The following is a 12162-nucleotide window of genomic DNA, read 5'->3' on the forward strand; positions in this document are numbered from 1 at the left end:
CGATGCTGGGCACGTTGTAGATTTCATGATGAACCATGGGTCACATTCAAGACGGCCATGCTGAATCATGGGGATGAGTTCAAGTCGAAACTGATTCCAGCGCACGCCTGACAAAACATTCAATGGTCAAGACGCTGCTCATTTCCAAAGTGAACCAACTCGGCGACAACGTCGTGTATCTGCCTGTGGTCCAATCACTGGCGAAGGCGAGTCTGGATTGGCGCATTGTCGTGCTGACGAGCCCTACGGCAGCGAGGCTGTATGAAGTCTGCTGCCCTGGTGTGGCAGTGATGAGCTACGAGACAACGGATTTCAATCAGGCGTGGCGACATCCCGCGCGGCTGTGGCGCTACTGGCGTGAGGTGCGCTCCCTCAAAGCAGACGCGTGCCTGCTGGGCAGCGACCAAGGGAGTGTGGCGCACCTGCTTGGCCGTATGAGTGGCGCCAGTCTGAGTGTGGGGCCTGAAAATGACCGGGTGAAGCTGAATGCTCTGCTGAACCTGCGCCTGCCGTCTGAGGGCGAGGAACATGTGGCCATTCACAACTGGCGGATTGCCCAGGCGCTGATGCACCGGCTGGAGCTGCCTGAGCTGCCGGCAACCATGCCTCAGCCAGACTTGAAGAACTTTGGCCGCGATGAACATGGCTCTGTGGTGATCCATGCGGGTGCGAGCCGAGCCTACAAACGCTGGCCGCTGGAGCGTGGGGTCGAACTGGCGAACCGCCTGTCTTCCCGGCATGCGGTGACTTGGTTTGAACAAGGCGAGGCGGGGGAGGCCCGGCTGAAGCCTGCGGTAAGAAAAGTGAAGCCCGGAACGCTGGATGAACTGGTGCGTATCATGGCAGGGGCGAAGCATTTCATTGGCAACAACTCCGGGCCCATGAACATCGCCTCGGCGCTTGGCGTGCCTGGGACGATCTTCAACGGCCCATCGACGCCGAACTGGGACCCGCCGTGGCATACGGCGAGTTTCGACATCCTTCGCGATCCCCAGCTGGCCTGCCAGCCGTGCGACCTGTTCTCGCACCCGGTGAATGCGTGCCAGAACAAGCAACGACCAATGGCCTGCATGGATCGCTGGAGCGTGGACGAGGTGCATCGGAGAATTGAGACGCGTCTAGCCGGGATCTGAGTCAACCCACAGGCGATTGACGAAGAGATGCACGTCCGTGCAGAATGCGGAGGTCCTGATGAGGTCAAATCCGAGGTCTGAGAGCCTGCTGGCAAGTGCGGCCCGCTCTGACGGCTCCGCCGCATGAATTTCGATGACCAGGAAGTGAACGCGCCGCAAACTTTCAGACTCACCGTCAAGAAATGCCTCGTACTCGGCCCCCTCGACGTCCATCTTGCAGAGATCAACCGCTCCGCCACCGAAGCCGCGACGCATGATTTCATCCAGCGTCAGCACTTCAACGAGCGCCTGCTCGTTTGCGGTGCCCGCCGCCGTGCCATAGATGGAAAACCCGGTGCCTCCAGCCGGGAATGAAAGCACCAGCCCGCGCGGCTGACCACCAACGGCGACGTTCAGAATCTTGGGCTGAAGGCCGACGTTTTGCCTGATGTTCAGAACGAGCCGGGAATGAGTGAACGGATTGACCTCGACACAGGCGAGGCTGGTGAGTTCGAAGCCGAGATCGAGGCAAAGCAACGGAAAGCCGCCGCCATTGGCGCCGAGGTCCAGCAGCCGCAGCTGACGCGGGAGCTGCATCTCCGTGAAGAGCTCCCGATACATCGGGCCTGCAATGCAGTCACGGGTGCCGCTTTGATCTCCGGCAAGATGATCGACCAGAAACTGCAACCGTCCTTTGGTGTAGATCGCCCAGCCAAGCCGCCGCCCAAGCAGCCGCTGGGAAAGCGTGAAAAGCACCCGATCAAACTGGCTGATGGCACGCAGGCCTGAAAGAGCGTTGGAGAGACTTTGAAGCACGATGTCAGGATTTCACGGCTTCGACCAAGAGATCCGGCATGGCTGTCATGCGGTCGATGCCCGGAGTCAGGGGGCCTTTGCCATGGCGAAGCTGGATGAGCACGCGACAGCAGCCATAGACCAACATGCCAAGCATGGCGCGCAAACGGCCGCCGAGACTGGGCGAGCAGTAGTGCAAGCCGGAGACGAGCACTGCAGCAAAGCCGCAGGCGCGGAGGCACTGGGTCAGACTGCTGGGCGTGTGCCCGGTTTCATGGGTGAAGTCTCCGTAGCGTGTGACGGAGGACAAGGGGCTCTGGGCATTGAAGGTGAGCATCCACAGCCTGCCGCCGGGCTTGAGGGCATTTCTGGCGGCGGTCAGAAAGCGAATGAACTCATCCTTGGTGAAGTGTTCGATGATGTCCTTCGCATGGAGGAGATCAAAAGCCTCCGTGTGTGACTCGAGAAAGGAGATGACATTTTCCTCGACCCATACATGGCCGGAACCGTGGCTCCTGGCGATGGCGAGATCTGAGGGCGAAAGATCGACGCCGGTGAGGCTGGTGAACCCTTTGGACGCAACCCACGCTATCCACTCACCTTTGCCGCAACCGAGATCGACGATACTTGAGCCGGGGTCCGCAGGGAGTGCGGGGTATGTCGCCTCGTACTGCTCGTGCTGCATGCCGACATCGAGCGCCTTCTGGCCTTCGAAGGAGGCGGAGTAGTTGCGGTAGAGAATGTCACGGTAACTGCTCATGCGGCAAGCTGGTGCAGGATGAAAGCCGCCCACTGCCCCGCAACGGCCTCATGGGTGTAGAGGCTGCGGGTGCGATGGAGCTGGCTCTCAGCCATGGGCGAACCGTTGATCACATCCTGGATGCGGGCAGCCAGGCTGCGGGCATCCCCATGAGGGAAGACGGCCTCTGCGTGACCAATGACCTCGGGGATGGCGCCGCTGCTGGAACCGAGTGTGGCGACACCGCAGGCCATGGCCTCGATAAGGACGTGGCCGAACTGCTCCTCCCAGCAAAGCTGCATGGTGTGCACGGGTTTGCTGGCAAGAACGAAGACATTCAGGCAACGCAGAAATGCGGGAATTTCGAAATGAGGACGCGGCGGCAGCAGGTGGAGCCATGGCCGAGTCTGCTGCTGCTCCCTGAGCCAGGACTCAAGCCTGCCGGAGCCGAGGATGGCCAGATGGACGTTGTCCAAGGCATCACAGGCCTGAAGCAGCTCATGAAGCCCCTTTTCTTCTGTGAGCCTGCCGCAGTAGCCAATGATAAAAGCATCCGCCGGCAGTCCGCATGACTGGCGCAAGACAGCGCGCTCAGCCAGAGAGGCGGGCTGGTGATTTTCAAGATCAACACCTAGCTGCGGGGAAACGAGCACTCTATCTGCGGGAGCACCATGCTTCTGCACGAGCTGTGAGGCAGCCTGATTTCCGGCGACGATGAAATCTGTCGTGCACGCCATGGCCCGATAGATGGGGGCTAGCATGAGGCCCTTCCAGCCGGGACGCTCGATATTTTCCCAGGTGAACTCGCCGAAGAGAGCGCGGGGCTGCAGCAGTGACTTCCAAAAGCGCGCCTGTAAGCAGACGCGGGCCCAGGGTTCATTTTCCACCAGCACCACATCAAAAGGCCGGGAGCGCATGACGGCTGCGAGGCCAGCATAGTGAAAGGTGGTGCTGGTCTGGCCTGAACGAGGCAGACGGATGAGCTGATAGCTGCGGGAGGGGGCGTCGGACTCGTTGTCAAAGTCAGACGAGGGACGTCCGAGCACCAGATGCTGCTCGATGGTGGAGGTGACACAGACGAGGTCAAAATGCGCAGCGAGCGCCTGCACCTTCTTGCGATTTTCCAGCGCCGCGTAGGTGTGGCCTATGAGCAAAAGGCCAGGCTTCATGCGAGAGATGCAGCTGTGCCATAGACCACCCCGCCGGCCACAGGACCAGCGGCGCAGGCCTCAGCAAAAATGTGCGTCCAGTCTTCGCCTGCAGGCAGGATGCTGTGGTGCTTTAGCAGGAGCTGACGCGAGTTCTCCAGAGCCGCAAGGAATTCCGGCGAGTCCCGCTGCTCCTCGATCTCATGACAAGCGCGAGCCCAGGCATCCGGATCCAGACTGCGCAGCATCGGAACGGGATAGCGGCACTCTGCAAACAGCTCGGTGAGGCCCATGCTGTGGTTGGCGAGCACGGGTACGCCTGCCGAGATGGCCTCCATGGCAGCCGTGAGGCCAGCAGGATTGTCACAGGGCACGATGGGAAGAAGCACCACGGGAGCGGCATGCAAGTGCCCCAGGTAGTCACGATGCGAGGCATTGGTGACAAGCTCAAAACGCGGGTTGGCAATTTCGTCGGCAAAACGTGCCTGGAGGGATGGAATGCGGGCAATGCGCGTGATGGAAAATCCGCGATGCAGCAGCGGCGCAACGATCGACTCATCACGGCTGATGTTGCCCGGCAGCAAAATGCGGGTCTTAGGCACATCCTCCGCCGGCTGAAACCATTCTGTGTCGATTTTCCACGGCCGCAGGAGCACGCGGTCACGACCGAGCCTCGAAGTGATGGCGGCAAACTGGTGCGAGGTAATGCACTCGATCTGAAAAGCTGGAGAGGCGGTCTTCAGGCCAGAGGCGAGCCGCTCCAAGGCAGCGTCGTGATAGGCGACACGACGAACGGTCTTCCCTTCGGTGCAAAACAGACCCCAGCGAGAAAGCAACAGCAGCACTGTGTAATGCATGCCGTTGAGGCAGTAGATCATGCGCGCCCGGCGGAGGGCGCTGCGGTTCCGCCAGATGAGAAGAAACGCGGCTCCGAGACGGCGCAGAGCGCCGCACTGCCGGCGGTGGTACTCACATTCCAGCCGCTCATCATTCTGAAACCATGCACCGACGAGGGCTTTGCCATGCGCAGGCATGGGGGCAGCATCCAAAAAGCGCCGGGGCCTGCCGGTGTAGTCGAGCAGGGAATGAGGCGCCAGGACAACCAATGGTGAGGAATCAGCCATAGGGGAGGTTTCGATGAAACGGCACCGTGCCAGCATGTGCAAGCGGGGGTGGGCTCAGCTGTGGGGCCGGGTGCACCGACGGCCGTTTTTGCGCCCGCAAGCCCTCCTGATGGATGATGCAGGCATTCAGCGCCCCGGCGATGAACCAGCAGAAGAAATTCACCGGGAATGTGGATGTCACATTGCCGGCAAACACATTGTGGACCAGGAGTCCGAACAGTATACCCGCCATCCAAAGGCAGATGCTGAAAACAGGTGTGCCACGCAACCTGAGCACGCTGCGATGAAATGATTGCAGAGCGACGGCTGCAATGATGAGCAGTATGCCAAGCGGCAGCCAGCCTATCTCAAGGAGCATGTTGGAAATAAGATCATGGCTGGCGACAAGGTGTGCGTCGTGCAGGTCAGAGGCACCTTTGGCACCGTAGCCAAACATGGTCCACATGAGAGGATTGTGTGCAATGTCATGCATGCCATCAAGGCGGTCGCAGATAGTCCAGAAGCGTGAAAACTGCACACCGATGGCGGTGCCGCCAAAATTTTCGAGCGCCCAAAGCGTGAGCCTGGTGACGGCGTTGATCAGCTCCTGGGCAAAAATGCAGGCCGTGACGAACATGCTGACGACTGTGGCATAGAGCACCGCGGTGCCGCGTGCGCTGCGCAGCACCGGCAGCAGCAGGATGGGCAGCAGCCAGTTGATGTTGGCTATGCGCGCCATGCTGGCGAGGCAGGCGACCACAAAGAGGATGAAAAGAACGAAGCTCATGCCTCCCCAGGCACGGGTGCCCGTATCGCGATGGTGGCGACGCACCATGAGCGCGAGACAGGCGCAAACAGCGCAAGTGGTGCCAAAAGGGGAGCTGTCCACCAATGTGGAAAACGGACGGGGACGGACGTCATCAAGATGCTTGGAAAGAACGGTGAGGCCGGACTGGAGGTATTCGATTTCGAATTCGCTCAGGCCGAAGATCTGCTGCTTGATGCCATACAGGGCGACAGGAATGAAGACGATGAGGCAGTATTTGATGAAGGCGACGATCTGCTGCGGGGTGCGAAAGATGCAGGGAACGACAAACAGCAGAAACATGTAGGCCGCACCGTCTGCCAGCTGAGTGGCGGCAGCATTGAAACCGCTGCCGCTGCGCAGGGCAGAAACCCCGGACACAAAGAAGCCGAGGAAGCAGACGAGCAAGGAAAGCAGCCTGCGCCTGTGATGCAGGCTGCCGTCATGAAGCGATCTCACCAGGGTGCCGATGCAGATGCCGGCGAGAGTCAGCGGACAGAGAGCACGCACCCACATGATGTCGTTCATGGTGACATGACCGTCGAAGACCATCATGCGCTTGAGAAGATCGCTGTAACCGGCATAGAGGACCATGAGGTAAAGCGCCATGCGGGGCTGGATGACCGCCAGTATGAACGAACCCACAGAGAGAAACTGGGCCAGCGCGCCGATGGTGTTGCCACCACCGAGCAGCACGGACAGCATGACATAAATGGCGCCGACTCCGCCGAGAAAGATGATGATGGCCCTGCTTTGCATAAAAAATCAGGGGTGAAGAAGCGAGCGCATGCGCAGCAGGGTGAACCGCGGCAGCCCCATGAAGGCACGTGTCAGGAGGCCGGAGACATTCAGACGCAGCCATGGCGAAAGATATGTCCACACCACCCAGGCCAGCGTGTAAGACACCAGGGTGGCCCATGCCGCCCCCACACCGCCATGCACGGGTATCCAGAGCATGTTCAAGCAGGCGTTCACTGCAACTGCCACGATGACGGAGGGAAGGTTGGCAGCCAGCCTGTCCTCCACGGTCAAGATCTGCGTGCGGGCGATTCCAATGGCATACGGGATGAAGGCCCAGGCATGCACGCGAAGCATCTCAGCACTGCGGCCGAATGCAGCACCAAATGCCAGCGACATCCATGGAGAGAGCAGCAGCAAACCGGCACCAACGGCCAAGGCGAGCATGACGGAGGTGGAGAAGTAATCGACGACGCTTTTCTCAAAACATGCGGCCGAGTCCTGGCGGTCCCGCATCAACCGGGGCAGGAACAGTGTGGCCAGAATGGAGGGCATGAAGTAGGCCATCTCAGACACACGCACTGCGGCACCATAGATGCCGGCCTCCTGGGCACCACACAGCCATTCGATCATCATGGTATCGAGCCGGAACAGCAGGATCAGCGCCGCCTGGGAGGCCAGCTCCGGCCAGGACCGGCTGACAAGTGCGATGGCGCGAGAAAATCCAAAGCCCCCCCAGCGGATGCTGCCGCCGCTACGCCGGAACGCGAATGCGCATAGGGAAAGGAAGACCCAGCCTTCCAGCGCATAGGTCAGTGCAAAGAACCACAAAGGAGCACGGCAGCCGATGCCTGCCGCAATGCAGGCGGCGCTGACAATGAAACCTGCAAACTGGGCGATGACGGACTGCGAGACGCGGCCGTGAGACTCAAGCCATGCGAGGATTTCGGTGGCGGGATTGGTGAGCAGCTGTATGCCGTAGACAAGAAGCAAAAGCGCGCCTTCCGGCCTCCGCCATGCGACCCAGACGATCAAACCCGCAAACAGAGTGGCGGACACGATGAAACGGGATGTGATGGTGAGGCCAAGAACGGCAGGCTGATCTGCGCCCTGCCGCATGAGCTCACGCACGGTGTAGCGGGCGAAGCCGAGCTCTCCAACACTCTGAAGCACCGAGACAACGGCCATGGCGACAGCGATCTGGCCGAAACCGGCGCCGCCAAGATACCGCGCAAGGGCGCAGGTGAGCAAGAAGCTCAGGCCAAGGCGCACCGCCCGGAGCGTGGTCGCGAGCGAAAACGTTTTGAGGATGTGACTTCCAGCGGCCATATAGGACGCGAGGTGCGGTCTTCAAGCCGCCGCGTAGCTTTGCTCCACCAAATCGCAGAGGAGATGACCTATCAGCAGATGGCATTCCTGAACGCGCGCGGTGATCGCGGAGGGGGCTTTGAAACAATGCGCGGCTTCAGCGGCGCAGTCCGCGCCTTTTTCGCCAGTGAATGCGATGGTGACACAGCCTCGCCTGTTGGCGGCCTGAAGTCCCAGGAGGACGTTTTTGCTGGTGCCCGAGGTGGAGATACCGAGGACGACATCGCCGGGCTGGGCGAGGGCTTCGACCTGACGGGCGAAGACGGTGTCGTAACCAAAATCGTTGCTGTGCGCGGTGAGGATGGAGGTGTCGGTGGTCAGCGCGATGCCAGCGAGGGCGGGACGGTTGATTCGGTAACGCACAACCAACTCGGCGGCGAGATGCTGCGCATCGGCAGCGCTGCCACCGTTGCCGAAGAAGATGATTTTTTTGCCGTCCTTGAGCGCTGTGAGCCAGGCTGCAGCAAGCGGAGCGATCTGATCGCTCATCGCACTCAATTTGGCGATGGCGTCCTGATGCTCGCTGAGGTGCGTTTTGAAGAGAGAGGTGAAATCGGTGCTCATTGGGATGAGAAGGCTGCCAGCAGCTCGTCTGGCGTCAATGTGGCGGTGCCGAGCTTGCCAACGACGATGCCGCTGGCGTGATTCGAAATTTCGGCGGCTTCTCGCAGGCTGTGGCCGGTGGCGAGAGCAAGCGTAAGCAGAGCAATGGCGGTGTCCCCGGCACCGGAGACATCAAAGACTTCACGCGCGCGCGTCGGGATGTGGTGAGGGGGCTGGCCGCGCTCAAACAACATCATGCCCTGCTCCCCGAGGGTGACGAGAATGCTGGCGACGTTCCATTTGGCGAGCAGTATGCGCCCCACCTCGAGGAGTTCCTTGTTTTCGAGCGGAGCTTCGGGCAAGAGGTGATCCTCGAGACCTGCTGCGGCAAACGCTTCGAGACGATTGGGCTTCACCAGTGAGACACCAGCCCAGGGCAAGGGATTGCGTGGTGAAGGATCGACGGTGACGATGAGGTTATGCTCGGCTGCGATCTTTGCGACCAGCTGCATGAGCTGCTCGGTCATGAAGCCTTTGCCATAATCTTCCAGGATGATTGCATCGAGCCGGGGCGCGAGATCGCGGAGACGCTGCTCAACTTCGACAAGCTCGGCCTCGGTGAGGGGCAGCAGTTTTTCACGGTCGACACGCACGATCTGCTGCTGGCGTGCGGAGACGCGTGCCTTGGAGATGGTGGGGAGTGTTGGATGCACCAGCAGCGGTGCGGGATCGACCTTGTCCTCGGTCAGGAGGGCGCGGAGCTTGTCCGCCGCCATGTCATTGCCGACGCGGCCCATGAGATGGGTGTTTGGCGAGAACGGGGAGATGTTACGGGCGACATTGGCGGCTCCGCCCGGATAAAACTCCTCACGAGTCACCTCCACGATGGGAACGGGCGCCTCTGGCGAAATGCGGCGGACATGCCCCCAGATGAAGTGGTCGAGCATGACATCTCCCACCACGAGGATGCGGCCCTGCGCGAGACGCCGGAGATGATCGCGGGTGAAGGTCATTTGCTGCGGCGAGTGCGAACTGCGGCGGCAAGTTCTTCGAGCATGGCCTCCGTGGTCTCCCACGAGACGCAGGCATCGGTGATGCTCTGGCCATAGGTGAGCGGCTGGCCGGGCTTGGTGTCCTGGCGTCCTTCGACGAGGTGGCTCTCGATCATCACGCCGGTGATGGCGGTGCTGCCCGAGGCGATCTGCTGTGCCAGAGAAGCGGAGACGAGGGGCTGTTTGCGGTAATCCTTGAGGCTGTTGCCGTGGCTGCAGTCCACCATGACGCTGGCGGGGAGTCCGCGTGCGGTGAGCTGGTCAGCGACGATCTTGATGGAGGCGGCATCGAAATTGGTGCCGCCTTTGCCGCCGCGCAGGATGACATGGCAGGCGTTGTTGCCCTTGGTGTTCACGATGGCGGCGACGCCATCCTTGGTGACAGAGAGGAAGCAGTGCTGGCCTTTGGCGGCCTCAATGGCATCAAGCGCGACCTGGATGCCGCCGTCGGTGCCGTTCTTGAACCCGACGGGCATGGAGAGACCGGAGGCGAGCTGGCGGTGCACCTGGCTTTCCGTGGTGCGGGCGCCAATGGCTCCCCAAGCGACGACGTCGGCAATGTACTGCGGGGTGATGACGTCGAGAAACTCGGTGCCGGCGGGGACGCCGCGCTTGGTGAGCTTGATGAGGAGGTCGCGAGCGCCACGCAGGCCGGCATTGATGTCGAAGGTGCCGTCAAGGTGCGGGTCATTGATGAAGCCTTTCCAGCCGACGGTGGTGCGCGGCTTTTCAAAATAGACGCGCATGACGATCTCCAGATCGGCGGCGTATTTCTGACGCGCCTGGATGATGTGCTGGGCGTACTCGAGGGCGGACTTGGTGTCGTGAATGGAGCAAGGGCCGACGACGACAAGCAGGCGGTCATCCTTCAGAGTCAGAATGGCTTCGGCACGTTTGCGCGAGCCTTCAACAAAAGCGGACTCCTGCTCTCCAAGGCGGAACTCGTGCATGAGCAGAGCAGGCTGGATGAGAGGGAGGATTTCAGCGACGCGGAGGTCGTCAGTGGGATGGGTTTGGCTCACGGCAAAAGGGGGGACAAAAGCGGGCGCGCAGAATGGAGGAATCTGGCGGGAGAGGAAACCAAAAGTTCTGATAAGATGTGAAATTGCAGACTTGCGGCAAGCTGCCGCCCGTGGTGCCCATTACTCAGGCACCACCGCAGGTGGATGGCATTGGGGTGCGCACAGAACGCAGGCAAGCAGCGCCAATTGTGGACTTCCACTCATAGCAAATATGCCAATTACGGAAATTTTACACCTCTGGGATGTTTTGGCAAAGCTAAATATTTAGCAGGTGTTTATAAATCACCCTTTGAGAGCACCAAGGTCTGAGGCGCAGACAAAAAAAGGCGGTCGTTGCCGACCGCCTTTTAAAGAAACTACTGGAGGAGCAGATCAGATGTCTTCACCCACGGCGTAGCGCACGAAACGGCGCACGACGAGGTTCTCTCCCAGCTCATGGATCTTGCCTTTGACCAGATTCGCGATGGTGAGTTCGGGATCCTTGATGAAGGCCTGTTCCATGAGGCAGTTGTCGGCGAAGAACTTTTCCATTTTGCCGTCAACGATCTTGTCCACAATGTTGGCAGGCTTGCCTTTGACGAGCTCAGCACCGATTTCACGCTCCTTGGCGATGAGGTCCGCAGGAACGTCTTCGCGCTGGAGGTAGCGTGGGTTGGCAGCGGCAATGTGAAGGGAGATGTCCTTCACAAGGGCCTGGAAGTTTTCGTTGCGGGCGACGAAGTCGGTCTCGCAGTTCACTTCGATGAGCACGCCGATGCGGCCTGCCATGTGGATGTAGGAGGCGATGATGCCTTCCTTGGTCTGGCGGTCGGCCTTCTTCTCGGCCTTGATGGTGCCGCTTTTGCGGAGGATGGTTTCTGCCTTCTCGAGGTCGCCACCGGCTTCCGTGAGGGCTTTTTTGCATTCCATCATGCCTGCGTTGGTCTTTTCACGCAGGGTCATGACGAGTTTAGCGGAGATTTCAGCCATGGTTGGTTTTTGGGGGTGAAGATTACTTCTTGGCTTCGGCAGTGGCGACGATGACGGGGTCGATCAGCTTCTGCAGGATGATGCGGATGGAGCGGATGGCGTCGTCGTTGGCGGCGATGGGGTAGTCGATGATGTTCGGGTCGGCGTTCGTGTCCACGAGGGCGACGATCGGGATGCCAAGACGGCGGGACTCATGGACGGCGATGTGCTCGCGGGCGGAGTCAACGATGACGACAGCGTCAGGGATCTTGCCCATGTGACGGATGCCGCGCAGGTTGCGCTCAAGCTTGATGCGCTCGCGGTTGAGGCCGGCCAGCTCCTTCTTGGACATGAGCTTGAATTCGGGCTTGTTCTCGATGTCTTCGAGGTAGTTGAGGCGGGCGATGCTCTTCTTGATCGTCTCCATGTTGGTGAGCGTGCCGCCCAGCCAGCGATGGTTGACGTAGAACTGGCCACAGGCTTCGGAGGCCTGCTTCACAGCTTCCTGAGCCTGGCGCTTGCAGCCGACGAAGAGGATTTTTTTGCCGCGGCGGGCGAGGTCGGCGAGGAAATCAGCAGCCTTGTCGATCTGCTTCACGGTCTCCTCGATGTTGAGGATGTGGATCTGGTTCTTGGTGCCCATGATGAAGCTCTTCATCTTGGGGTTCCAGCGCTTGGTTTGATGTCCGAAATGGACTCCGGCTTCGACGAGTTCGGCGAGGATCTGTGTTGACATGTATTTGATAGAAGGCGCCTGTCTTCCGCACGCTTTGAGCTGCAAAACGCTCA

12 protein-coding genes are annotated in these 12162 nt (G+C 60.2%); 1 reads left to right on the forward strand and 11 read right to left on the reverse strand.

Translation table 11 applies throughout. The features are described 5' to 3' along the window. The first annotated feature begins 122 nt into the window (after positions 1-122). Positions 123-1133 (forward strand): glycosyltransferase family 9 protein, encoded by a 1011-nt coding sequence (locus ACZ5WW_RS11515; protein ID WP_377171078.1) that lies wholly within the window; start codon positions 123-125, stop codon positions 1131-1133. On the opposite strand, the gene ACZ5WW_RS11520 is transcribed toward ACZ5WW_RS11515, so the two are convergent. The 11 genes from ACZ5WW_RS11520 to rpsB form a co-directional block, all read right to left on the reverse strand. Next, on the reverse strand, positions 1119-1928 hold the full coding sequence (locus ACZ5WW_RS11520; RefSeq protein ID WP_377171076.1) for an FkbM family methyltransferase: 810 nt from the start codon (positions 1926-1928) through the stop codon (positions 1119-1121). The two genes, ACZ5WW_RS11515 and ACZ5WW_RS11520, sit on opposite strands and share 15 nt — an antisense overlap. A gap of 4 nt (positions 1929-1932) precedes the next feature. After that, positions 1933-2667, reverse strand: coding sequence for a class I SAM-dependent DNA methyltransferase (locus ACZ5WW_RS11525; RefSeq protein WP_377171074.1), 735 nt, complete (start codon positions 2665-2667; stop codon positions 1933-1935). Next, the gene (locus ACZ5WW_RS11530; RefSeq protein WP_377171072.1) at positions 2664-3815 is read right to left on the reverse strand and encodes a glycosyltransferase; all 1152 of its coding nucleotides are present in this window, start codon (positions 3813-3815) and stop codon (positions 2664-2666) included. Before ACZ5WW_RS11530 ends, ACZ5WW_RS11525 begins: the two co-directional genes overlap by 4 nt. Then, positions 3812-4918, reverse strand: coding sequence for a glycosyltransferase (locus ACZ5WW_RS11535; protein WP_377171068.1), 1107 nt, complete (start codon positions 4916-4918; stop codon positions 3812-3814). Before ACZ5WW_RS11535 ends, ACZ5WW_RS11530 begins: the two co-directional genes overlap by 4 nt. Next, positions 4911-6461 (reverse strand): DUF3844 domain-containing protein, encoded by a 1551-nt coding sequence (locus ACZ5WW_RS11540; RefSeq protein ID WP_377171066.1) that lies wholly within the window; start codon positions 6459-6461, stop codon positions 4911-4913. Before ACZ5WW_RS11540 ends, ACZ5WW_RS11535 begins: the two co-directional genes overlap by 8 nt. A gap of 6 nt (positions 6462-6467) precedes the next feature. Then, positions 6468-7769 carry a flippase gene (locus ACZ5WW_RS11545; RefSeq protein WP_377171063.1) on the reverse strand — a complete coding sequence of 434 codons (1302 nt, stop codon included), beginning with the start codon at positions 7767-7769 and terminating at the stop codon, positions 6468-6470. A gap of 21 nt (positions 7770-7790) precedes the next feature. Further along, on the reverse strand, positions 7791-8372 hold the full coding sequence (locus tag ACZ5WW_RS11550) for a D-sedoheptulose 7-phosphate isomerase (RefSeq protein WP_377171061.1): 582 nt from the start codon (positions 8370-8372) through the stop codon (positions 7791-7793). Beyond that, positions 8369-9364 (reverse strand): bifunctional heptose 7-phosphate kinase/heptose 1-phosphate adenyltransferase, encoded by a 996-nt coding sequence (locus ACZ5WW_RS11555; RefSeq protein ID WP_377171059.1) that lies wholly within the window; start codon positions 9362-9364, stop codon positions 8369-8371. Before ACZ5WW_RS11555 ends, ACZ5WW_RS11550 begins: the two co-directional genes overlap by 4 nt. Continuing rightward, positions 9361-10425, reverse strand: coding sequence for a 3-deoxy-7-phosphoheptulonate synthase (locus ACZ5WW_RS11560; protein WP_377171057.1), 1065 nt, complete (start codon positions 10423-10425; stop codon positions 9361-9363). The genes ACZ5WW_RS11555 and ACZ5WW_RS11560 overlap by 4 nt, the downstream gene beginning before the upstream one ends. A 372-nt stretch (positions 10426-10797) precedes the next feature. Continuing rightward, complete coding sequence (tsf, locus tag ACZ5WW_RS11565; protein WP_377171055.1) at positions 10798-11394, reverse strand: translation elongation factor Ts; 597 nt, start codon at positions 11392-11394, stop codon at positions 10798-10800. Between the two features lie 22 nt (positions 11395-11416). Then, positions 11417-12109: a 30S ribosomal protein S2 gene (gene rpsB, locus ACZ5WW_RS11570; protein ID WP_377171053.1), complete on the reverse strand. Its 693-nt coding sequence runs from the start codon at positions 12107-12109 to the stop codon at positions 11417-11419. Between the last annotated feature and the right edge of the window lie 53 nt (positions 12110-12162).

It is taken from the genome of Prosthecobacter fluviatilis, from assembly GCF_055388355.1.